This is a genomic window from Desulfovibrio sp. 7SRBS1 (assembly GCF_049723905.1).
GTDB lineage: Bacteria > Desulfobacterota > Desulfovibrionia > Desulfovibrionales > Desulfovibrionaceae.
Genome location: NZ_JBJKFD010000001.1, coordinates 783,426 through 806,254, shown reverse-complemented (window position 1 = coordinate 806,254; position 22,829 = coordinate 783,426). Strand labels below are relative to the sequence as shown.

Genomic DNA, 22,829 nt, shown 5'->3' with positions numbered 1-22,829 from the left:
CGCAGGATAGTTAGCTGTTGTGCTTATTTCTGGTAGAGCAGGCAGTTTTACTGCCTGTCGGATTTTGTATTCCCTCTGCACGAACCTATGTGCTTATTCGAATAAAGATATTGTCGCGGAAAGCGGCAGGAAAGGATTTTTGAAATGCCTCGTTATTTGCGCCCTGCTGTGTGGGGCTGTTCCGCAATTTTAGTATGGGCGGCTCTCTGGTATACAGGAGGGGCTGGTCCTCAGGGAAGAATAGTTGCTGGAGCAGTAACCTTTCTGGTTTGTTGCTGGGGATTTCGCCTTGTGGGCGACGGTGTTGCTGCGTTGCTTTTTTTCCTGACACTTGCGGTCAGCAGGGCAGTAGATCCGGAAACTATCTTTCAAGGTTTTACTACTCCTGCATTTTGGCTTGTCTTTTCCGGTCTTGTCATCGGTGGGGCAATTCAGGCATCTGGCTTGAGCCATCGGATGGCCATGTCATTTCGTGTGAGGGGAAAAGCCTCATACAGCACGCTCCTGATGCGCATCATCGTGGCCAGCGTACTTTTTTCCTTTTTGGTCCCCTCGGCTATGGGACGTGTGATAATTCTGCTCCCCATACTTAAGGATATTGCCGCAGATAGCGGTTTCGATGTGGGGGACAACGGGTACATGGCAATTTTATTGTCCGGCGTGATGGGAACGACCTTGCTGCCGTTTTCCATTTTGTCTGCCAATCTTTCAAATTTGATTCTTTCCGGTGCCGCCAGTACTCTTTTTAATATACAAATCGGATACATGGAGTTTCTTCTCCTCCATTTTCCGGTTTTAGGAATCTGTAAGGCCGCAGTCTTATGGGCTATTATTCGATTTGTACTTCCTGCTGAAATACAGAACCAGCAAATGCCGGAAGCACATAGGAAATGGGCCTTTGAAGAACGTTATACGTTTGGTGTGCTCTGTGTGGCGTTGGCTTTGTGGATGCTGGACTCGCTTCATGGAATATCACCCGGCTGGGTGGGGATGGCTGTTGCGGTCATGCTCCTTTTTCCTGTGCCCGGATTGAAAGACGCAAATCTCCTTGGACAGGTGCGGATGGATACATTGCTTTTCATCGCCTGTGCCATCGGGGTGGGGAGTGTCATCAGGGGATCAGGGCTTGGTCATTTTATAACGGCTAATTTCCTGCATCTACTTCCTTTGGGGCCAGAGGGTGGAGTAGGAAACAGCTCCATGATACTCAGTTTGTTTATGGCGACAGGGCTCTTCACGTCGTTGCCGGGGATTCCTTCGCTTTTTGCCCCGTTGTCCGGCGAAATTGCACATGCTGCGCATATTCCATTGTTTTCCTTGCTCATGATTCAGGTGCTCGCTTATTCAACGGTCATCCTGCCGTATCAGGCTCCTCCGTTTATCGTTGCCGGTCACGTGGGGAGACTCTCTTATCGAGTTATGCTCGTATGCTGCCTTTTGTTGGCGGCTGCAACATTGCTTATTTTGTTCCCATTGGACTGGGCATGGTGGAATTTTATGGGAATAGTGCTTACCACGTAGAGATTAAAGCTCTCTTTTCAACAGGCTGCATGCCAAGAAAAAAGTCCGTCTGGAGATGTTCCAAACGGACTTTTTTCTCGGGCATATTTTTTAGAGGGGATCAAGCTAACATTCTGAAAAATGGCTACTTAGTCGTAGTGCTATTGTTGTGGTGCCGTGGTGGTACAGTGGGGATAGCCACTATTTTCTAGTGAGATTTTTTCTTTTCCAGTTCGTCGATAAGGCTGATGGTCAGCTTCAGAAAGTCGGCTTCCGTTAAAATGCCTACCAGCTTGCCGCTATCCAGAACTGGCAGGCAGCCATACTTGTTTTCCAAAAGGATTTCGGCAGCATCGCGAACAGGAATATCAGGGCCAATGGTTAGAACATCGCGACGCATGATTTCCCGGACCGGAATTCCTGAATCAATTTCTGTCTGGGTGTGCTCGTCGATATCAGCCAGCAGGGATATGGCATGCGAGAGCAGGTCCCTGTGTGTGACCAGACCGGAGAATGTCCCGGAATCCGTCAAAATAGGGATGTGCCGTATTCGCTTGCCGGTCATCAGGGTCCGTGCGGAAAGGACGTTGTCGCTTTCGTGTAGGGAATAGGGCTCTAAAGTCATGAGTTGGCGAACGGTTAACATCCGAGTCCTCCTTGTTGGAATTCCACACTATCTTTGTCTCCTCTCGCATGCGTGCTGTCAAGTTGGACCATGCCTAGGCTATAAAATAATAATGCGGTGTTTAAGGAATTTGCGCAGCGTTGGGAGAGGCGGGATTATGAGGCATGGCGGGCGCTCTTTAAGTTGACTTCGGAGACAAATGCTGTAGAGCTTTCCCAAAACTAGTTATCCTTGGTCGAAACTGTAACGCCTGCAACCTCATCGTATGAAAATTCTATCGTAACTTGATTGGTAGTTCAGCTTGAGAATCGATCCGAAACGAAACAGAGAACGAATGGTCCGTGAGCAGATAGAAGCTCGCGGCATACGTGCCACTGCGGTACTCGACGCCATGCGTACAGTGCCCCGGCATAAATTTGTCGAAGAAGCACTTGCGCTTCAGGCTTACGATGATCGGCCACAGCCTATTGGATATGGGCAGACCATTTCACAGCCTTATATTGTTGCCAGAATGAGCGAATTGCTTGAGATCAGCCCGGGCATGAAGGTTTTGGAGATCGGAACCGGCTCCGGGTATCAGGCTGCTGTTCTGGCTGCCATGGGTGCAGAGGTATATACGGTGGAAAGAGTACGTGAGTTGTACTTTGCCACTAGGGAACGCCTCATGGACTTGCGTTACTTTAGAGTGAAGTGCAAGCTGGACGACGGTACGTTGGGATGGCAGGAAGAAGCTCCTTTTGATCGTATTATCGTTACCGCGGGTGGCCCCGAAGTCCCTCTCCCCTTATTGGAACAGATGGGGGACCCTGCTCGGCTGATTATTCCGGTAGGCAGCCAACGAAAAATGCAGCAGCTTGTTTTAATAAAAAAGCAGGATGGAAGGTTTACCAGAACCCGTATGGAGGAAGTCGTGTTTGTCGACCTCGTCGGGCAGCACGGCTGGTAATACATTTTCGAGATAAATATATTTATGGAAAACAAATCGACTTTGCTAAAGGCTGGCATACTTACCCTGAAAGGGATCTGTATGGGAGCAGCGGACATAGTTCCCGGCGTCTCCGGTGGGACTATTGCCTTTATCACTGGTATTTATGACGAACTTGTTGACGCAATTCGTTCATTTGATTTCATTTTTTTTAAAAAAATACTGCATCTTGATTTTTCTGGTGCTGTTCGCCATGTGCATTTGAGCTTTTTGCTTCCTTTGCTTCTAGGGATTGGTATTTCCCTGCTTTCGATGGCCCGCCTGATGCATTTTTTTCTTGATCAATATTCGACACAGACTTGGTCTTTGTTTTTCGGCCTTATTGCGGCTTCCATCTGGGTTGTCGGAAAGCGGATTGGACATTTGAACGGTGTCAACACGGTTTGTTTGGCTCTAGGTGCGCTTGGGAGCTACTATATTGTCGGCCTGATTCCTGTGAATACGCCAGATTCATTATCTTTTTTGTTTTTGTGCGGAATGATCGCCATCTGTGCAATGATTCTCCCTGGGCTTTCCGGTGCTTTTCTGCTTCTTATTATGGGGAAGTACACGTTTGTTACCGGCGCTCTGAAGAACCCTCTGCTTGCCGAGAATCTTTTAGTGATTGCAGTCTTTGGTTGCGGGTGTATCGTGGGGATTATGCTTTTTTCCCGCGTGCTTCACTATCTGCTGCAACGTCACCATGCCGCCACGATCAGTCTTTTGACGGGTATCATGTTGGGGGCAATGCGAAAAATATGGCCCTGGAAGGAAGTCTTGCGGATGAAGATTATTCAGGGCAAGACATACGTGTTGGCAACAGAGAATATTTTACCACGGCACCTTGATACACAGTTTTTTTGGGCGTTGGGGTTTATGTTTGTGGGGTTTATTCTGGTCGTGATGCTGGAACGCTTGTCCGGCGGATCGGAACGCGCATAGCCCGGCTTTCTTTTGAAGGGAGTAGGGATTTCTCAAGCATACGGCGGAGATATCCTCTGGCGTATGTAGGAAGGAATGTAAGGAGTTTGTTAAAATGAGTAGTTCATGCAGCAGCTGTTCTTCCGGCGGGGGAGAACAGGCAAAAAGCGCCAAGCAGCAATTGCAGGATCAGTTGATTAATACGACTCTGGAGCGCATTCGCTACAAAGTCTTTATTATGAGCGGAAAGGGCGGTGTGGGCAAGAGTTCCGTAACCGTCAACATCGCGGCTTCTCTCGCCGAACAGGGATACAAGGTCGGAATTCTGGATGTTGATATCCATGGGCCAAGTGTTCCTGGACTGCTGAACCTGCGTGGTCAGCTGGACGTCGGGCGGGGAAATCTGATCAAGCCCAAGCAGTATAACGAAAATCTCGGTGTTGTTTCCATGGACTCCCTGCTTAAGGACCCCGACCAGGCGGTTCTGTGGAGAGGGCCCATGAAGACTTCGGCCATCCGTCAGTTTATTGCCGATGTGGAGTGGGGCGAACTTGATTTTCTGTTGATCGACTCGCCTCCCGGAACCGGTGATGAGCATATGACGGTTCTGAAAACAATTCCGGACGCACTGTGTGTGGTCGTTACCACCCCCCAGGAAATTTCCCTGGCCGATGTACGTAAGGCCGTCAATTTTCTGCAATATGCCAAGGCTAATATTCTTGGTGTAGTGGAAAATATGAGCGGGCTAATTTGTCCGCATTGCCAGGAGCGCATTGATTTGTTCAAACGGGGCGGCGGCGAAGAACTGGCCAAGAAATATGGCTTGCACTTTCTCGGTGCCATTCCTCTCGATCCGGCTACGGTAGTGGCTGGAGACATGGGAAAACCTGTGGTTCTTTTGGAGCAGGACTGTCCGGCCAAAGAAGCTTTTCTGGCTGTGGGCAAAGCAGTGGCCGACGAGGCTTTCAATAGTCTTGAGGCAGCTGCTAGCATCAATCCTTGAATTCACTCGCCCGGGGAGATCATTATGTTTAATTTGGCCAATAAGCTGACCCTGTTGCGGATTATTGCTGTCCCAATCCTTGTGCTGTTGTTGTATTTTCCCGGAGTGCTGACTTCTTGGGGAGCTTTGCTTGTATTTGCAGCTGCTGCGTTGACCGATTTATTCGACGGAATGGTTGCCAGACGGCAGAAGTTGGTGACGAATATCGGCAAGTTTCTCGATCCTCTTGCCGATAAGCTGCTGATTTGTTCGGTGCTGATCATGTTGGTCAACAATGGTTGGGCACCTGCCTGGGTCGTGATTTTGATCATGGGCAGGGAATTGGCCGTAACAGGCATGCGGGCTGTTGCTGCTGACCAGGGCATCGTCATTGCGGCGGACAAGTTCGGCAAGCTGAAAACCGTATTGCAGATATTTGCATTGTGCCCCCTCATTTTGCATTACCCCGTCTTTGGTTGGGACCCGCAGCCCCTAGGAATCGTTGTGCTTTACCTGGCTTTGTTTATGACGGTTGTTTCTGGTGGAAAATACATGTACAATTTCTACCGGACATGGTCGGATTCTGCGGAATAAACATGTCGTGAAGTGTGAGAATGGCCGACCTGCTTTGGTCGGCCTTCACGAAGCGCATGTGCAGACGAATTGTGTTTTGCTGTGGTATCGACAAGGGGGAGTTGTCGCTATGCCTGAAAGCAGGCCGTTGCATCTTTTGATGAGACTGACAAACTGCCTCCAGACCATTTTGGACCTGGAGCCTAAGTTGCAGCGCCTTGAATACGGGCATGATCTTCTTCGTGAGTTCGAGACCCTGAAACGATTTCTAAATAGTGTTGATCGTCTGGAACTTCATGAAGCGGATGTAGAGCGAATCGAGGACGTGACAGCAAATTTTTTGGACGAGTTGCGCGTTCCTCTTGCAATCGTGGAACAGGACAACGAAAAAGACATTCTACACTGACCGGTCGGTACGTATGGTATTGCGGCACTTGTTTTTGTTGCTGCTGGCAGGAGGCAATATTTTCCTGCTCTTTCTTCTATTTATCAGTGATCAAGGCGTTAATGCCTATCTGGAAATGGCGCAACGGCATGAACGGTTGTTGCACAGTATTCAGCAAACGGAAGATCACAGCCGTCGTCTGAGCCGGGAAATACGCTGGCTCAAATCCAATAAAAAGTATATGGAGCAGGTCATTCGTTCCAAAACGAATTTCGTCAAGGAAGATGAGGTCCTTTACCTTTTTCCTGAGACGTTCCACAATGCGACGGCAGGAGAGCAAGGCGAATGAAGAACAAAATAGAACTCCTCCAGGAACTCTTCAACACGGACAGCACGTCCAAAGTCTTCTTTCCGCTTGCAAAATTATATGCAGAGACAGGGCTTTTTTTTCAGGCAGAAGATACACTACGTAAAGGTCTGGGCCGGCATCCAGATTACACAGAGGCTCGTCTTCTTCTTATCGAGATTCTGCTGCAGATGGGCAAACGAGAGGATGCCATGGAGGAGATCGGAGCTGTGGTCGAGACTATGGCTCGTTATCCATCCTTTTGGACTCTGTGGGCCGATAAGTGTGATCGCTCCGCGCCTGATGCCTCTGTCTCCTTACGTTTTCTAGCCTCATATATCGAGGGGAGCCCCCTCAGCTGGACCGAGATCATCAAGCTCGGCATAGAAGCAGCTGCCGGAGCGCGCTTTCCTGCTGGGAAGGACGTGCAGCCAACAACCTCTGCCGATTCACAGGAGGCGACAGCTTCCTCGGATTCCAAACAGAAGGGCGATTCTTCCGGGGCTGGAGAAGAGGAAGAAGGGAATTTGCGCACACGTACAATGGCGGAGTTGCTCATTTCTCAGGGGGATTACAAGCAGGCTGTGGATATTTATAAGGAGCTTATGCAGATGGCCACTGATCCGGCCGATGTGCGCTCCATAGAGCTTCGTATTGAAACCATTAATGGGATGATGACGGAAAAGCGTCAGGAAAGCCCTTCCAAGGATGAACCCGGTTTTATGGAAACCGAGGCTATGCGGCGTACAAAACGTAAATTGACCCGTTCGCTCGCAGTTCTGGCCCAGAGGCTTGAGGCGAGGGCCGGGGTTGGAGCATAGCTAATTTTTTCTGTTCTTGGTTGCTACGTCGAAAGAGACACTCCTTTCGACGTTTTTTATGTTCGGGCCGGTCGCAGTTGTATAGTTTACTGCAGTAAGGCCAATGCGGATTTTGTGGCGTTTGGATAGAAGAAGACACAATTTTATATTTGTTGTCACATCCACTGAACCTGCTATAAAGGGAAAAACGATACCCGATGAAAATTCGGAACACTTTACTCGTTATGTTGTTGGCGGCCGTAGTGGCATGCGGCGGGTGCGCCGATGTGAAAAAATCCTGGCGTTGGGTTGTGAGCGGAGTTGCTCCTGCACCTACGATTGACCTGAATACCAAGGAATTAAACGACGAGAACCAAGAGCGTCTTGCTCAGGAATTCGCTCAGGTCGACACCCATCTGCAAAACCTTTACAGGACCATGAGTGCTCAAGATTCCTATCCGGATGATGCCTGGATAGAGCTGACTCTACGTAACTACCCCTGGCTCAGTGGGTTGCAGACTGTGGATTCGAACGGCACTGTCATGCTTGAGCGTGCAGTGGCAAGTATGAAGCCGGTCAACCCCAAGCCCCTTATCGATTACGGCAAGAAGTGGTTTGAACGTGAGCCGCTTTCCTATGTCGATAAGACTGATCTCGGCCCTGAGATCTATATCGCCAATGCTTTTTTTGAAAATCGCAATTGGCAGGGGCTAATTCTGGTCCACTTTGATTTTCGTTCTTTGATACGTGCAATCGGTTACGATGGTCCCCTGATCGTTATTACCAAGGATGCCATTTTGTGGCCCGGTAAGGATGAAGCGACTGCCCACGAACTCCTTCAAGCTCCTTGGGAGCAGCTGACAGCAGAGGAAGTTCAGGGCGAAACTTCGGTTGCATCCAACGGCAAAACGTACATTTGGTTTTCACGTTACTTCGGAGGAACCAAGCTGTTTTATCTTTTGGCTGTTCAGCCGGAAGAAAGCGGTTCTTGGTTGTTTTAGTGCCCATCCAGTATGGTGCTGTTCGGGTTGAAGTTCGAGATCTGTAGCCGAGCTGCGGAAAATGTCTTCCACATCGGCGTAACAGTCTGAATCGGAAAATATTATGGCACCTGGGAACCACGGCATTATGCGAACTAAAATTAGGATAAGGATTCCGCTCAAAACGGGTTCCTTTGATAGGCTTCCGTTTTTGCCACGGGAGTTATGAGCTTTGCAGCCGTGGAAAGGGTGCAGAATTTTCTGTTTCAGGCGGTAAATAGTACTTTATAGTTTGGCAGTGCCTAGCTGCCAAAGAAGGAGTGAGCCAATGCCCCAGGTTACGGTTACTGAACATCTGTTACTGCATCAGAAGCGTACCCCTATGGCGACCGGACGTTTTACTTCTCTGCTCAATCAGTTGATTCTGGCTGTAAAGATAATCGCTAGAGAGGTGAACAAGGCCGGGTTGGTAGACGTTCTCGGATTCACTGGCGATATCAACGTCCAGGGAGAAGAGGTCAAGAAGCTCGACGAGTACTCTAACTCTGTCCTGATCCATCGTATGCGTCAGGCTGGAGTGCTGTGCGCCATGTCCAGCGAAGAAAATGCAGGAATCATTGAGATTCCTGAAGGATATCCCCAGGGGGATTATGTCTTGATATTTGATCCCCTGGACGGGTCTTCCAACATCGAGGCCAATATCAATATTGGCACGATTTTTTCCATTTATCGTCGTAAGACACCTTCGAACTCTGCGGCAACGCTTGAAGATTTGCTTCAGATGGGGATCGAACAGGTGGCCGCCGGATACTTCATCTACGGCTCATCCACGATGATGGTGTTCACAACAGGACAGGGCGTCCATGGGTTCACCTTGGACCCCAGTGTTGGCGAATTTTTGCTGTCTCACCCGGATATCAAAATTCCGGAACGTGGTTCAATCTACTCCATCAATGAAGGGTACAGAACCTATTGGGACGATGCCACCAAAGAGGTTGTGGATTATTTTAAAAGTCCGGACAATGAAAACGGGGCTCCCTATAGCTCCCGTTACATAGGCTCTCTTGTGGCGGACTTTCACCGCACCCTGCTGTACGGAGGAATTTTTATGTATCCGTACGACAGACGTGATCCAAGCAAGCCCAAAGGCAAGCTTCGCCTGCTTTCCGAAGCCAACCCCCTGGCTTTTGTTGTTGAGCAGGCATGGGGGCTTGCAACAGATGGTGTTAACCGTACTCTGGAAACCCAGCCCACGGAACTCCATCAAAGGGTTCCTTTGTTCATAGGTTCTCCTGCCGATGTGGGCAAGGTGCGTGAAATTTACAAGAAGCACGGCGTGATATGACCGTTTGCGGTATTGAGACTTCCTGTGACGAAACCGGCATTGCTCTGGTGCGTGACGGGCGTGAGATTGGTGAAAAGCTTGCTTCTCAGGCTGCTCTTCATTCTGTTTTTGGTGGAGTGGTGCCTGAAATCGCTTCCCGGGAACATCTGCGTGTTATCGAGCCGCTGCTGGAGATGCTTTTTCAGGAAACGGGCGTGGGGCATCGCGATATTACAGGTATCGCGGTGGCTCGCGGTCCGGGCCTATTAGGAAGTCTCCTGGTGGGGCTGGGATTTGCCAAAGGCTTGGCTCTGGCTACCGGAGCACCGCTGGTTGGCGTTAATCACCTGCATGCGCATCTTTTGGCTGCAGGCCTGGAGGCAAAGCTTGAGTTTCCGGCCCTGGGGGTCCTTGTCTCCGGCGGCCATACGCATTTGTACCGTATTAAATCGCCACTGGAATTCTTTTTGTTGGGGCGGACTCTTGATGATGCAGCAGGTGAGGCTTTTGACAAAGGAGCCAAATTGTTGAACCTGCCGTACCCGGGGGGGCGTTTTATTGATGAGCTGGCTCAGGAAAGTGAACCTCTCCCAAAGCTCTTTCCTACCCCGTATGTTGACAACGACAATTTAGACTTTAGTTTTAGTGGGCTCAAAACAGCTCTTTTACAATACGTTAATGCGCATCCAGAGTTGAAACTTGGGACACTGCCTGTGTCCGTTCGTTCTTCTAAGGATCTGCAACTTTCCCCGCGTCTGCGTGAGCAGCTCTGCCAGGTTCTCGCTTCGTACAACTTCAGTATAGCCGAAACCCTGCGTATCAAAGTGGAGCGAGCTTTATGTCGGGAAAAGATGGTTCGTTCAGTTATTTTAGCTGGTGGAGTCGCTGCCAACTCCATGATTCGTAGGATACTCGGGACCTGCGCCGAGAGAGCTGGATTGCTTTTTTCAGTACCGTCTCTCCCTTTATGCGCGGATAATGCCCGTATGATCGCCTATGCAGGAGAGATCCTTTTGGACCATGGACGTCGTCACGACAGCCAGTTGGAGGCGATTCCAAGAGGCCGGAAAGTCCCAGAAGACTTCTTGCTTTGCAGCGGCCTGTAAAGCATGGCATAATGCCTCATTGGGCTCAGTCAGTGCATGGAAGAGAGGGGGACGGCTTTATTTCCTTATTGACAGAGTTTGACCGTGTTAATACCTTCTTAAATTGACTAATCATGCCGAACGTGTATTTCAGACTACCCTGTGGGCCTGTTGGCACGCCGGGAAAGTCAGAGCAAACTCAGGTAGTTTGACCGAAAAAAAAGGAGCAAATTATGGCTAATCAAGTAACCGACAGCACCTTCGAAGCGGAAGCCCTTCAGTGCGATCTCCCTGTTCTGGTTGATTTCTGGGCTCCCTGGTGCGGTCCCTGCCGCGCTCTTGGTCCTGTTATTGAAGAACTTGCCAATGAGTACACCGGGCAGGTGAAGATTTTAAAGATGAATGTGGATGAAAATCCCAACACCCCCAGCAAGTATGGTATTCGTGCCATTCCCACTCTGATCCTTTTCAAGGGCGGAGAGGTTGTTGATCAGGTAACCGGTGCCGTATCCAAGTCGAGCATCAAGGAAATGATCAGCCAGAAAGTGCTGTAGCATAATGAAGACTTACGACGCCATCGTAATAGGGGGCGGTCCGGCAGGTATGACGGCTGCCCTCTATTTGTTGAGGAGCGAGGTGAGTCTGGCCTTTGTCGAAAAGCTTTCCTCCGGCGGGCAAATGTTGCAAACGGAGAAGATAGAAAACTATCCTGGCTTTCCGGATGGTATCTTAGGCTATGAACTGGCCGATTTGCTCGAAAAGCAGGTCCAGAATTGGAAGACTGAGGACTTTTTCCACTATCGAGATGAAGTTCGCACTATCGAACCTTCACTCGATGGTTCCGGATACCACAAGGTTCAGGTTGGTGATGAATGGATTGCCGCTCGAACCGTCATTGTTTGTTCCGGATCAGCCTACCGAAAGTTAGGAGTGGCCGGGGAGCTGCGGCTTCTAGGAAAAGGGGTTTCCTACTGCGCTTTGTGCGATGGGAACTTTTTCCGTGACCAGGTCGTGGCTGTCGTGGGTGGAGGCAACTCCGCCCTAGAAGAAGCTCTCTACCTTGCCAGGCTGGTGAAAAAACTCTATTTGATTCATCGTCGTGATGAATTTCGTGGGACCAAATGCTACCAGGACAAGTGTTTTGCTCATCCTAAAATAGAAGTGCTGCGGAGTACCGTAGTCAACGAAATTTTAGGGGAGCACGCTGTCTCTGGCATTTCCGTGAAGAATCTCAAAACCGGCGAGGACACAACTGTTGATTTGGACGGTGTGTTCATGTTTGTCGGTTTTCAGCCCCAGGGGGGATTTCTTCCCGACCAATTGGACAAGGATGCGCAGGGCTTCGTCGTTACCGACGCGGAGATGCGTACTAACATCAAAGGCCTTTACGCTGCTGGCGACATTCGTTCCAAGATGTGCCGGCAGGTGGCTACCGCAGTCGGCGACGGAGCTACGGCTGCAAACAGCGCGCTTACCTACCTTGAAAATTATGAATAAACGACTTCTCGGGCAGGTTCTTGCCCTGGTAATGCTTCTCAGTTTGGCCAATGGCTGCACCTTGATAGATAGATACTTTATGGAGCCGCCAGATGATACCGCACAGGAGCTTTTTGAAAACGGGCAGGATGCGATGGCTCAAAAAGAGTACTCCAACGCTGCCGAGTATTTTCAGAAGTTAAAAGACCGGTATCCCTTCAGTCCCTATACCCCGCAGGCAGAATTAGGCCTGGGGGATGCATACTTCCTTAATGAGAAGTATGTTGAGTCTGCCGGAGCCTACAAAGAGTTCGAAGCATTGCATCCTCGACATGAGGAAATGCCGTACGTTCTTTATCAGATCGGCATGTCTGATTACCGTCAGTTTGCTTCCATTGACAGGCCTCAACAGAACATAACCGAGGCTTTGGAGTATTTCTACAAGTTGAGGGAGATGTACCCCGGCAGTAAATACGCAGAGGAAGCTCCCAATCTGATCCAAAAATGCCGTTCCTTTTTGGCCGACCACGAACTCTATGTGGCCGACTTCTACTGGGCTTCGGAACGTTTCGGGCCTGCATGGCAACGCTACACCCATGTTGTCCAGAACTTTCAGGATGTTCCAAAGGCTGCTGAATATGCCAGACAGAAGGCGAAGTTGGCTTACTACGAATACCAGAAACAGTTGGCGGAAAGGGAGCGGGTCAAGGAACACGGTAGCTGGAAGCAATGGTTTGACTGGCTTTAGCCAGCAAATGACGATACAAACAAAGCGGCCTTCAGGGGCCGCTTTTTTCTTATCATATGTTTGGAGGTCCGTTTCGCTGCGGGCAAATTGGAGTGAAGATGTCGGATTTTTTATCGGAACTGGAATTGTTTTGCGAAGAGCATCGGCTTGACGATTCAACGCTTGGCAAAGCGTATGAATCCGTTGGTGCACGAGGACGTTCCATCCTGAAAACTTCCATTGCCGCCTTATACGATGCGTATCCTCCGGATGCTGTGCTCTCTTCTTCAACCCGGCATGCCGTGTTTGATAGTGGGCACATTGAATTTCGGCGAAGCCCCGTGCAAGCGGTTTTTATTGTTTTTCCGTCCCATGTTTCTGCAGCTTCGCTATTGGCTCTTGCTGTTCCGGCAATGACCAGCGGTGCCACTGAGGTTGTATGCATTTGTTCTGCTGAAAAGGGCAACGTTCCTCGACATGAAACGCTTGCAGCCTTGGAGCTGGCAGGAGTTGAAAATATTTTATCTTGCTCTGGGGAAAAACTCAGTAATTTTCTGAGACGTTCGGATGTGGCACAAGGCAGCACACTTTGCATCGGCCTTGCTTTGCAAAGTGCCGACATGTTTTTCCCCTCCGATTTCACACCTACCTTGGTTGGATCACCGCATTTGGGTGTTTTTTTCCCCGAACACGCGGTGGAGAACTATGGTGTTGATTTCGATGCATTGGAAACGGCATTTGCTGGAGACAGTGTCACATTGTGGAATGCTCCTACTTGTGGAGAAGGGACCCCCCATTTTTTTTCCTGCCAAACTGGTAGTTGGGAAAAGTTTTGTTCTGCCGGGTATGAAGGCGTATTGGTTGCTCAGGAATTTTTTGAGCCTGCTGGAAAGATCTTTCCTTTAGTTCTGGGGCCTGGATGTGAGGGCCTTTGGTTGTATCCGCAATGTCGGCGTGAATTGTTTTTGCGCCAGCAACTTTTCGCCAGCTTTTGAACTGAACCTGATCTCATAACGGTAAAGCACAGGGATTTGAAGTGAGCAAAGCAATCGGTGGACCAGGACGGGGATACATGGAAAAGTTGCGCAATATTGGCATCATTGCGCATATTGATGCGGGCAAAACCACTCTTACGGAACGGATTCTTTACTATACGGGAAGAATCCATCGTATGGGGGAAGTGCATGAAGGCACTGCCACCATGGATTATATGCCGGAAGAGCAGGAGCGGGGCATAACCATCACTTCTGCCTGCACAAGCTGTGATTGGAGAGACAATCGTATCAATATCATTGATACCCCCGGGCATGTGGACTTTACAATAGAAGTTGAGCGCGCTTTAAGGGTTTTGGATGGAGCAGTCGGTGTATTTTGTGGAGTCTCCGGCGTTGAGCCTCAAAGCGAAACCGTCTGGCGGCAGTCGGAAAGATACAAGGTTCCCAAGCTCGCCTTTATAAACAAAATGGACAGGCTCGGGGCAGATTTCGATGCCGCCTTGCAGGCGATGCGTGACAAATTGGCAGCCAATCCTCTTCCTGTTGTCGTCCCCAGAGGGGCGGGAGCGGAGCTTTCCGGTCTTTTCGATATTATTCGTCAAAAAGTACTCGTTTATGAAGGAGGAGACGGTGAGTTTTTTGACGTGTTGGAGCCAACTCCGGAAGAAGCCGAAGTCATAGCCTCCTGGAGAGAGCAACTTTTCGACGTTCTTTCCGAAGTGGATGACGAGTTCATGGAGGCGTATCTTGCAAATCCGGAAGTGGATGAACAGCTGATTTTGAGCGCTATCCGTCGGGCCACACTGTCTCGCTCTGTTGTTCCTGTTTTTTCCGGAAGCGCCCTTAAAAATATCGGTGTTCAGCCTGTTTTGGACGGCATCTGCAATTTTTTGCCCAGTCCCAAGGATATCGGTTTTATCCGTGGCATGAATCCCGGAGAGCATTCCAAAATCGACATTCCATTTGATCATAAGGACCCTCTGGCAGCGTTGGTTTTCAAAGTTACCATGGAGAGTGGCCGTAAGATGGTTCTTATGCGTCTGTACGCCGGATCACTTGGAGAGGGGGACACTGTCTTCAATGTCACGCAGAACGAGGATGAGCGCGTGGCTCGGCTTTTTCATATGCATGCCGGACACCGGGAAAAACTCGAAAGAGCGTACGCTGGGGATATCGTGGCCGCCGCAGGAGTGCGGTTTGCTTCTACAGGAGATACACTGGCTGATAAATCCAGGCCCGTCTTGTTGGAAAGTATCAGCCGTTACAAGTCGGTAATATCTCTGGCGCTTGAGCCGCGTAATTCGGAAGAAAACGACAAAATGCAGGAAGCGCTTGGCCGTTATCTGTTAGAAGACCCGACCCTGGAGCTGGAAACTGACGAGGATACTGGACAGGTCATTCTTTCAGGGATGGGGGAACTGCATCTGGAGGTTATTCTTGACAGACTGCGCCGTGAGTACAAGCTTGAGCCGCGCAGTGGAAAGCCCCAGGTCGTCTATCTGGAGACTGTTTCGGCATCCGCCCGGAAGCTTGCCGAGTTTGACCGGGAGTTGGGCGATGTGCCTCATTATGGTTGCGTTACCCTAAGTGTTGAACCGCGTGAGCGGAACAAGGGGATTGATGTTATTTTTGAGGTGGATACTCAGGCCTGGCCGTCCGATATTGTTACGGCAGTTCAGGAAGGGGTTGAAGATGGTTTGAAAAGCGGTGTTCTAAAAGGCTTTCCCGTGGTCGATACCCGAGTGCGCATTGTCGAGTTTAAAGGGCGGGAAAAATCTCAGAGTCCGGTCGGTTTCCGTATGGCAGCTGCCATGGCTCTCAAGGACGCCTTGTCCGCGGCTTCTCCCGTGTTGCTCGAGCCTATAATGAAGGTGGAAGTAAGCGTTCCCGAGGAATTTGTGGGGGATGTCATTGGGTTGCTTGGGGCCAAGGGAGCCAAAGTGGACAATATGTTCGACCATGCTGGGCATAAAATTGTCCAGGCGCTTGCACCATTACGCAGTTTGTTCGGTTTTACAACGGATTTGCGTTCCGCTACGCAAGGAAGGGCGGGCATGATGATGCAATTCCATACTTTTGACATACTAGACTGAAGGTAATTGAAGAAGTGGGCGATAGCACTTTTAAAAATAGCGACAATGGATTGTGGGCACGCTTAAAGCGTCTGACCCGTCTGTATTATCTGCGTGTCATGCGAACCAAGGCTCCACCTCGGACAGTGGCTATCGGGGTGGCTTGTGGAGTTTTCGGCGGGTGTTTTCCCGCCATACCTCCCTTGCCGATTCAGACCTTGATTGCTTTGGGGACAGCGTTTGCTTTTCGGGGGAGCAAAATTCCGGCAGTAATCGCCACTTATATATCCAATCCTTTGAACTGGCCTTTTTTTTGGTGGGCGCAATACAAGATTGGTGTATTTTTTATTCCTTTGGGCGTGAATATGAACATGTCCGAATGGCATGTGGCCGATTACATGACCATGGGGTGGCGCGGTGTGACCATTTTGATGGTTGGCGGTTTGGTTCTCGGTGTGCCGACCGGGATTGTTACGTATTTCATTACACTTCCGCTCATAAAGCGTTACCGTGAAAAAAAGGCTTTGCGTCTTCTGCGTAAAAGGACTCGTAAATAGTTTTTTACCTCGCCTTGCCGCAGAAGCGCATCCAGGGTATTGTTCATAATCTTTTAGGGGATGTCGTTTGGTTTGACTCTTTAAAAAAGATATAGAACTTCAAATGCTTATGCGGCAGGAGATTGTATGAATACCATGGGGGCCATGCGGTTGGTTGTTGTCTCCAACCGTCTCCCCGTTGTCTTACGGAAAGAAGGGGAGGAACTGACAGTTACTGCCGGTTCGGGAGGGCTTGTTACGGCCCTTGCTCCGGTTTTGAAAAATCGTGGTGGTTTGTGGATCGGCTGGGCCGGAACCAAAGGGAATGTCGATTTACAGCAGCAACTCGGGTCCTATTCCAAGGAAGCAGGGTACGGGCTGCATCCCGTGTCGCTTACTGAAGAGGAAGTCAACGGCTTTTATTACGGTTTTTCCAACGAAATTATTTGGCCTTTGTTTCATGACTTTCAATCCCGTTGCAATTTTAAGCCGAGCTATTGGAACCGCTACCTTGATGTGAATCTTAAGTATGGAGAGGCCGTTGGGCTACAGAGTCGTGAAGACGACTACATCTGGGTTCACGATTACCATCTCATGCATGTGGCTTTCGTACTCCGCAACATGGGATTGAAACGACGGGTCGGTTTTTTTCTTCATATTCCCTTTCCTCCTCCAGATATTTTTTTGAAACTTCCCTGGCGGGACAAGATCATCATGGCGCTTTTGGAGTATGATCTTGTCGGTTTCCATACTTTGAGGGATCGCCGGAATTTTGTGGAGTGCCTGCATACGCTGCTTCCGGAAGCCAAAGTGTCGGGACGCGGCAAAGTCGTGACCGTGCAATGGCGGGGGCGGAGCATTCGCGTTGGGAGCTTTCCTATCAGTATTGATTATAATTCGTTTGCGTCACTTTCTGCGTCCAGAGATGTTAACGATCGGGCAATGGCCTTTAAAAAGGCCATGAACAATCGAAAGCTTATTCTGGGGGTGGACCGTTTAGATTACACCAAGGGAATCCCCCAACGTCTTGAGGCCATTCGACAGACCCTGCTGATGTATCCGGAGCTTATGGAGAAAATCTCTTTGGTACAGGTCGTAGTACCCAGCCGTGAAGAGGTTCCTCAGTATCAGGAGCTTAAAACGGAAATCGAGCGTCTGGTGGGGGAAATCAACGGACAATTCACCCGTCCGGGATGGGTTCCCATTCATTATCTTTATCGCTCCCTGGACAGGCGTGAACTGGTGGCGTATTACCGGGCGGCCGAAATGGCGCTGGTTACGCCGCTGCGAGATGGGATGAACCTTGTTGCCAAGGAATATTGCGCCAGCAATACAGCGGAAAACGGTGTTCTTTTTTTGAGTGAATTCGCCGGTGCCGCTACGCAGCTTCAAAAAAATGGGGCTGTTTTAGTAAACCCGCATGATGTGGAGGGCGTAGCCAAGGCCATTCACAAGGGCTTTTACATGGATAGCCGTGAGCGCCATGTTCGTATGCACAAAATGCGGGACAGTATCCGGCGCAACAATATTTTTTGGTGGGTGGACTCCTTTCTGCAAGCTGCATTTTCCAAGCAGCTTGAGGATTTTCCCCAAGAAGGGACCGTTGATTTTTTTCCGTCCGCAGAAATGTAGAGGACGTCTTTCCCCTTGTGGCCGACAGACTCGGTTTTTAAAGGGATGTAGTGCACCTGTTACCACAGGCATGGGATTGTTTGGAAAATAAGCCTTTTGCCAAGCGCAGTCTTGGCCAAAATTTTTTGCAGGATGAGAATACGGCCCGTAAAATCGTGGCGGCACTTTCTGCCGGTCCAGGAGATACGGTTCTTGAAATTGGGCCGGGAAGGGGTGCTTTGACCCGCTGGCTCAACGAGTTGAACCCTGCACGTCTCATTCTTTTGGAGTTGGACAATGACTTGGCCGATCAATTGGAAACGCGGTACCCCAATGCCGAGTTGCATCTTGGTGATGCATTGCGTTTTCCCTGGGAGAGTCTGGAAGGAATTGACAGACTGAAGTTGGTAGGGAACCTGCCTTATAACGTAGCGTCGCCCTTGATGTGGGAAATTGCCGCTCGACTGGAGGACTTTTCCCGGGCTGTATTTATGGTGCAGTATGAGGTGGGGCTTAGGCTGAGCGCCACTGCCGGTTCTAGGCTTTACGGGGCTTTAAGTGTATGGATGCAGAGTTACATGCAAGTCCGATTGCTTTTTAAAGTTCCACCTACCGTTTTCAAGCCTCGGCCCAAGGTCGATTCCGCAGTGCTGTCTTTTATTCCTTTAGAAGAAGACCTGCTTTGTCCCGCTGAAAAGCTTTCAGAATTGGTGCATGTTTGCTTTCAGAAAAGGCGGAAGCAGTTGCGGCGTATTTTCAAGGACCACTACCCTCGTTTCAGCGAGGAAGAGTTTGAGGCCGCAGGGGTTGATCCACAGTCCCGGCCGGAAATGCTGACTCCCAAGCAGTTTCAGCTTTTGGCGGCTTGTTTGTAGAAGCAGCATTTTTTGAACCAAGCAGATGCGGGTTCTGAGACGCGTAAGCGGAAATTATTGTTTTTTGCCGAGTTATGTTGAGAATATAGTGCAACTTTGGGCAGATTAGTTTTTTTTAGCGCAAGATTGTGAAAATATCCCTTAATGCAGGTAATTCAAGCTTTTTTACGCCTACCGTCTAGACAGAAGCTGGCTCTTGCTATAAGGTTTAAAACTAGCTTGGGACGCCGAAAGGCTTGAAACACGCGGTTGTAATCGGGGCAGTAAGTTATTTTCTTCCTGTCCACGACATATGGCAAACGTATGTAACAAGGCTGGTCCTTCGGGATAATTGTACCCGACTTAATTATGCTGAATTTTCAGAGGAGGAGAGGAGAGATGACTAAGGCTGACCTGGTTGCGAAAATCGCTGAAAAGGCTGATACTACTAAAGCCAACGCCGAACGCGCCCTGAACGCTTTTCTCGAAGCTGTTGAAGCTACTCTGGTTAAAGAAGGGAAACTGACCCTGACGGGTTTTGGCACTTTTGTCGTTGAAGAACGCAAGGAGCGCACTGGGCGGAACCCCCGTACCGGCGGCGCTATCACCATTCCTGCATGTAAGGTCGTCAAGTTTCGTCCTGGCAAGTTGTTGAAAGAAGCCGTCAAGTAATTGGAGGGCCGCTGAATGATACCCGGTGAAACTGTTCACAGTCCCTTGCCTTGGGATTTGCCTTGGTGGATGCCCGACCATGCCATTTTTTTCAGCGTTCTTTACTTAGTGCTGGGTATTATCGGCACAGGAATGGCGTGGTGTATTCTTAAAAGTTATTGGGATACACAATATAGCGGAAAGCCTGAACAGCATTAGTTCGGGCTTGGAGCTACAAGTATTTTCGGCCCTCCTGTTTCAGGAGGGCCTTTTTTTAGGAAAGTAAACTTTTCTCTTGCCCTGTTAGATTATGGCATGTATAGAAGCTAGTTCTTGGCATCTTGCCAATTAAAGGGGGTGATTTTTTTGCCCGGAGTATATCTCGACGATTCCGATAACTTCGACATCTCCCTGCGTCGCTTTAAGAAGCAGGTTGAAAAGGCTGGTATCCTTTCCGAGATGAAGAAGCGTCAACATTATGAGAAGCCCAGCGTTCAGCGCAAAAAGAAAAAGGCTGCTGCTCGCAAGCGTCTGCTCAAAAAAATGCGTAAAATGAACTCGATGTAATGATGAACTTCATTCAGAAAATCGAAAAAGATTTCCTCACGGCCTACAAGGCCAAAGAGGGATGCAGGGTGGCCGTTTTGAGAATGCTCAAAACGGCCATCAAGAACAAGCAGGTTGAACTTGGTACGCCTCCGGATGACGACCAGGTTCTTTCGCTCGTTGCCAAACAGGCCAAGCAGCGTAAAGAATCAATCGATCAGTTCCGTGCCGCTGGCCGGGACGATTTGGCGGACAAGGAACAGGCCGAGCTTGAAATCCTTTCCGAATATCTTCCCAAAGCATTGACCGACGACGAACTCGCACAGCTTGTAGACGCCGCTGTTAAACGCCTTGGCGCCTCAAGTCTCAAAGATATGGGAGCCGTCATGCAGGCGGTTATGAGCGAAGGCGGAGGCGGCGTGGATGGCAAGAAAGCCAGCACGCTGGTGCGGCAAAGGCTTTCCAGCCAGACCGCATAGTCTTTTTTTCTCCTTTTCAACTCCTTTGGTAGCCTATGGAATCCGGAACACTCGGATTGCTTGAATTTTCCAAAGTCCTTGAGGCATTGTCTGGTTTTGCTGCGTCCCACGCTGGCAAGCAGGCCTGCCGTGAGTTGCATCCTTTTTTCAGCCAAACAGGGCTGGAGCGGGACGTGATGCTGTTTGAGGACTTTCTTGCCTGGAGCCGGGAATGCCGCTTTTCCTTGGGGGCTTTTCCTGAACTAGATGGATTGTTTGTCTATTTAGGACATGCTTCCCATTTTCTAGATCTCGATGCTCTCTATGCGCTTGGGGAATGCCTCTCCCGAGCCAACTCTGTTAGGGAGGAAGTGCGCAAATGCACTCGGGAACTGGGCGCTTTGTCCGATTGGGCAGAGGGTTTTGAGTGGCCTGTGCGTACGGCATCTGCTTTGCGCAGGTGTATCGATCTTGACGGGCGCCTCAAAGATGAAAGCTCTCCTGAGTTGTATTCTGTTCGCCAGGAAATTCGTTCCTTGCATCAGAGCTGCGCTAAAAAAGCGCGGGACTTCGCGCAACAGGAAGGCATCGGCGATTATCTTCAGGAAGAATTCATAACTATTTCATCTGACCGCTATGTCCTTCCCTTGAAAACAAATTTTAAGGGCAAGGCGAAGGGTATCATTCATGATTACTCCCAAACAGGGGAGACATGTTATTTTGAGCCTTTTTTTCTGGTCGAGCTTAACAACCGCCTGCAGGATCTCAAGAAGGAAGAGCGCGAAGAGGAAATTCGTGTCTTTAAATTTTTGACAGGACTCGTTCGTGATGAGTTCGAGGCTGTCCAGAGCGCTTACTACTTTCTTGTTGAAGCCGATGTGCTGCAGGCGAAAGTGGGATTGGCCGCAAAGCTTGACGCCGTTTCCCTGCTGCCAGACTCGGATGCTCCCTTGGCTTTGATGAAGGCCCGCCATCCTCTTTTGGCCCTGAACAACGATAGCGTGCAGCCGCAGGATATCCGTCTTGCGGAAGGTGTGCGCGGTCTGCTCGTCAGCGGCGGCAATGCGGGCGGCAAGACCGTATGCCTCAAGACCTTGGGCTTGGTTTCGCTGATGGCGCTTTCTGCGCTTCCTGTTCCAGTACAGGAAGGCAGCACGTTGCCCAGGTGGAATAATTTGATCGTCTTTCTCGGGGACGAACAAAGTCTTGAGGAAAATCTCAGCACTTTTACTGCACAGGTAAGCAAGCTTGGGCATCTCTGGCCACAAATAGGTAAGGGAAGCCTGGTTATTCTGGATGAATTCGGTGCAGGCACCGACCCGACGCAAGGAGCGGCCTTGGCCCAAGCTGTGATTGATGCCACCCTTGAAAAGGGGGCATTTATTGTTGCAGCCACCCATTTCCCCGGACTCAAAGCGCACGCCCTGAGCAACCCAGATATTACTGCTGCCAGCGTCATGTTTGATCCGAAGACCCGTAAGCCTTTATTTAAACTGGCCTACGACCAAGTCGGTGCCAGTATTGCCTTGGAAGTTGCCCTAGAGCATGGACTTCCTGAGGAAATTTGGCGCAAAGCAGAGGATAATCTGCTGCTTGAAGGAGCCGACACAACTGAAATCATGGCTCGTTTGAATCAACTGGCAGTTGATAAGGAACGGGAACTTGAAGGTTTGCAGCGGGAACGCGTAAAGCTCAAGGGAAAGCGTGAGAGATTGCTTCAGGATTTTGCCCAAGAAAAAGAGCAGCTTTTTGAAGAACTTCGCCAGCATTCTCAGGACATTGTCCGTAAGTGGCGCGAAGGCAAGATGGAACGCAAAAAAGCGCTCAAGGAACTGGCTGTTCAGCGAGACAAACTTGCTGAGGAGCAGCGCGTCAAAGAAGATTCCAAAACGGTTGAGTCCCTCGGCGTGGGGGATACCGTTCTCTATTCTGCATGGAATAAGACCGGGCGCGTACTTGAGCTGAACGACAAAAAGGGATTGGTCAAACTTGATCTGGATGGAGTCTCCATGTGGGTTGGGCGTAAAGAGCTTGCCGCTCCTGAAGGGACGTTTGCCGGACTGAAGAAAACCGGAGCGCCTTCGGTAACGGTTAAAACCGAGGGGGCAAGTGGGCCTGCGTTCAGACTCGATATCCGTGGAATGAGGGCTGAACCTGCTCTGAATGAGTTGGCTCGTTTTGTTGATCAGGCTCTTTTGGCCGGACGTGGTGAGCTGGAAGTCATACACGGGCGCGGTAGTGGCGCTCTGCGCCGAGAGGTACACGCATATCTGAAAAGTCTGCCGAATGTGGGCAGTTTTCAGTTGGCAAACGAAGACGACGGCGGAGACGGTAAAACTATTATTGAACTTGCCTGATGATGACGACACATTTTTCCTTGCCGAAAATATAGTGGTTCAGGCTTCTGTTGAAAAATTG

Annotated in this window: 25 protein-coding genes; 24 read left to right on the top strand and 1 reads right to left on the bottom strand. The window is 49.9% G+C overall.

Features of this window, described 5'->3' with window-relative positions; genetic code table 11:
* Nucleotides 1-144: 144 nt before the first annotated feature.
* Entirely contained in the window at nt 145-1,521 is a 1,377-nt protein-coding gene (locus ACI0FJ_RS03995; RefSeq protein WP_424299304.1) for an SLC13 family permease, read from the top strand.
* Between the two features lie 187 nt (nt 1,522-1,708).
* On the opposite strand, the gene ACI0FJ_RS03990 is transcribed toward ACI0FJ_RS03995, so the two are convergent.
* The gene (locus ACI0FJ_RS03990) at nt 1,709-2,146 is read right to left on the bottom strand and encodes a CBS domain-containing protein (RefSeq protein WP_424299301.1); all 438 of its coding nucleotides are present in this window, start codon (nt 2,144-2,146) and stop codon (nt 1,709-1,711) included.
* A gap of 313 nt (nt 2,147-2,459) precedes the next feature.
* Here ACI0FJ_RS03990 and ACI0FJ_RS03985 point away from each other — a divergent pair, with 313 nt between their 5' ends.
* The 23 genes from ACI0FJ_RS03985 to ACI0FJ_RS03875 all read left to right on the top strand — a co-directional run bounded on the left by ACI0FJ_RS03985 (nt 2,460) and on the right by ACI0FJ_RS03875 (nt 22,768).
* Nucleotides 2,460-3,071 (top strand): protein-L-isoaspartate(D-aspartate) O-methyltransferase, encoded by a 612-nt coding sequence (locus ACI0FJ_RS03985; RefSeq protein ID WP_424299298.1) that lies wholly within the window; start codon nt 2,460-2,462, stop codon nt 3,069-3,071.
* 24 nt (nt 3,072-3,095) lie between these two features.
* On the top strand, nt 3,096-4,031 hold the full coding sequence (locus ACI0FJ_RS03980) for a DUF368 domain-containing protein (protein ID WP_424299296.1): 936 nt from the start codon (nt 3,096-3,098) through the stop codon (nt 4,029-4,031).
* A gap of 94 nt (nt 4,032-4,125) precedes the next feature.
* Entirely contained in the window at nt 4,126-5,013 is an 888-nt protein-coding gene (locus ACI0FJ_RS03975; RefSeq protein WP_424299293.1) for an Mrp/NBP35 family ATP-binding protein, read from the top strand.
* Between the two features lie 24 nt (nt 5,014-5,037).
* On the top strand, nt 5,038-5,586 hold the full coding sequence (gene pgsA / locus ACI0FJ_RS03970) for a CDP-diacylglycerol--glycerol-3-phosphate 3-phosphatidyltransferase (protein ID WP_424299290.1): 549 nt from the start codon (nt 5,038-5,040) through the stop codon (nt 5,584-5,586).
* Nucleotides 5,587-5,695: 109 nt separating this feature from the next.
* Nucleotides 5,696-5,971 (top strand): hypothetical protein, encoded by a 276-nt coding sequence (locus ACI0FJ_RS03965; RefSeq protein ID WP_424299287.1) that lies wholly within the window; start codon nt 5,696-5,698, stop codon nt 5,969-5,971.
* Nucleotides 5,972-5,984: 13 nt separating this feature from the next.
* Nucleotides 5,985-6,299, top strand: coding sequence for an FtsB family cell division protein (locus tag ACI0FJ_RS03960; protein ID WP_424299284.1), 315 nt, complete (start codon nt 5,985-5,987; stop codon nt 6,297-6,299).
* Complete coding sequence (locus ACI0FJ_RS03955; protein ID WP_424299281.1) at nt 6,296-7,117, top strand: tetratricopeptide repeat protein; 822 nt, start codon at nt 6,296-6,298, stop codon at nt 7,115-7,117. The genes ACI0FJ_RS03960 and ACI0FJ_RS03955 overlap by 4 nt, the downstream gene beginning before the upstream one ends.
* Nucleotides 7,118-7,314: 197 nt before the next feature.
* Complete coding sequence (locus ACI0FJ_RS03950; RefSeq protein WP_424299278.1) at nt 7,315-8,097, top strand: hypothetical protein; 783 nt, start codon at nt 7,315-7,317, stop codon at nt 8,095-8,097.
* Between the two features lie 307 nt (nt 8,098-8,404).
* Nucleotides 8,405-9,421 carry a class 1 fructose-bisphosphatase gene (gene fbp, locus ACI0FJ_RS03945; protein ID WP_424299275.1) on the top strand — a complete coding sequence of 339 codons (1,017 nt, stop codon included), beginning with the start codon at nt 8,405-8,407 and terminating at the stop codon, nt 9,419-9,421.
* Nucleotides 9,418-10,506: a tRNA (adenosine(37)-N6)-threonylcarbamoyltransferase complex transferase subunit TsaD gene (tsaD, locus tag ACI0FJ_RS03940; RefSeq protein WP_424299272.1), complete on the top strand. Its 1,089-nt coding sequence runs from the start codon at nt 9,418-9,420 to the stop codon at nt 10,504-10,506. The genes fbp and tsaD overlap by 4 nt, the downstream gene beginning before the upstream one ends.
* 212 nt (nt 10,507-10,718) lie before the next feature.
* On the top strand, nt 10,719-11,039 hold the full coding sequence (gene trxA / locus ACI0FJ_RS03935; protein WP_424299269.1) for a thioredoxin: 321 nt from the start codon (nt 10,719-10,721) through the stop codon (nt 11,037-11,039).
* A gap of 4 nt (nt 11,040-11,043) precedes the next feature.
* On the top strand, nt 11,044-11,982 hold the full coding sequence (gene trxB / locus ACI0FJ_RS03930) for a thioredoxin-disulfide reductase (protein ID WP_424299266.1): 939 nt from the start codon (nt 11,044-11,046) through the stop codon (nt 11,980-11,982).
* Nucleotides 11,975-12,709 (top strand): outer membrane protein assembly factor BamD, encoded by a 735-nt coding sequence (locus ACI0FJ_RS03925; protein WP_424299263.1) that lies wholly within the window; start codon nt 11,975-11,977, stop codon nt 12,707-12,709. The genes trxB and ACI0FJ_RS03925 overlap by 8 nt, the downstream gene beginning before the upstream one ends.
* A 98-nt stretch (nt 12,710-12,807) precedes the next feature.
* Complete coding sequence (locus ACI0FJ_RS03920) at nt 12,808-13,683, top strand: hypothetical protein (RefSeq protein ID WP_424299261.1); 876 nt, start codon at nt 12,808-12,810, stop codon at nt 13,681-13,683.
* 77 nt (nt 13,684-13,760) lie between these two features.
* Nucleotides 13,761-15,776, top strand: coding sequence for an elongation factor G (fusA, locus tag ACI0FJ_RS03915; protein WP_424299258.1), 2,016 nt, complete (start codon nt 13,761-13,763; stop codon nt 15,774-15,776).
* Nucleotides 15,777-15,790: 14 nt separating this feature from the next.
* A complete protein-coding gene (locus ACI0FJ_RS03910) occupies nt 15,791-16,312 on the top strand; it encodes a DUF2062 domain-containing protein (protein ID WP_424299255.1) in 522 nt (173 codons plus the stop codon).
* 126 nt (nt 16,313-16,438) lie between these two features.
* The gene (locus ACI0FJ_RS03905) at nt 16,439-17,923 is read left to right on the top strand and encodes an alpha,alpha-trehalose-phosphate synthase (UDP-forming) (protein WP_424299253.1); all 1,485 of its coding nucleotides are present in this window, start codon (nt 16,439-16,441) and stop codon (nt 17,921-17,923) included.
* An 80-nt stretch (nt 17,924-18,003) separates the two neighbouring features.
* Complete coding sequence (gene rsmA / locus ACI0FJ_RS03900; RefSeq protein WP_424299250.1) at nt 18,004-18,777, top strand: 16S rRNA (adenine(1518)-N(6)/adenine(1519)-N(6))-dimethyltransferase RsmA; 774 nt, start codon at nt 18,004-18,006, stop codon at nt 18,775-18,777.
* A gap of 378 nt (nt 18,778-19,155) precedes the next feature.
* On the top strand, nt 19,156-19,428 hold the full coding sequence (locus ACI0FJ_RS03895) for an HU family DNA-binding protein (protein ID WP_424299247.1): 273 nt from the start codon (nt 19,156-19,158) through the stop codon (nt 19,426-19,428).
* Between the two features lie 15 nt (nt 19,429-19,443).
* On the top strand, nt 19,444-19,626 hold the full coding sequence (locus tag ACI0FJ_RS03890; protein ID WP_424299244.1) for a hypothetical protein: 183 nt from the start codon (nt 19,444-19,446) through the stop codon (nt 19,624-19,626).
* 147 nt (nt 19,627-19,773) lie between these two features.
* Nucleotides 19,774-19,974: a 30S ribosomal protein S21 gene (gene rpsU / locus ACI0FJ_RS03885; RefSeq protein ID WP_424299241.1), complete on the top strand. Its 201-nt coding sequence runs from the start codon at nt 19,774-19,776 to the stop codon at nt 19,972-19,974.
* 2 nt (nt 19,975-19,976) lie between these two features.
* Complete coding sequence (locus ACI0FJ_RS03880; protein WP_424306478.1) at nt 19,977-20,432, top strand: GatB/YqeY domain-containing protein; 456 nt, start codon at nt 19,977-19,979, stop codon at nt 20,430-20,432.
* A gap of 35 nt (nt 20,433-20,467) precedes the next feature.
* Nucleotides 20,468-22,768, top strand: coding sequence for an endonuclease MutS2 (locus ACI0FJ_RS03875; protein ID WP_424299238.1), 2,301 nt, complete (start codon nt 20,468-20,470; stop codon nt 22,766-22,768).
* The last annotated feature ends 61 nt before the right edge of the window (nt 22,769-22,829 follow it).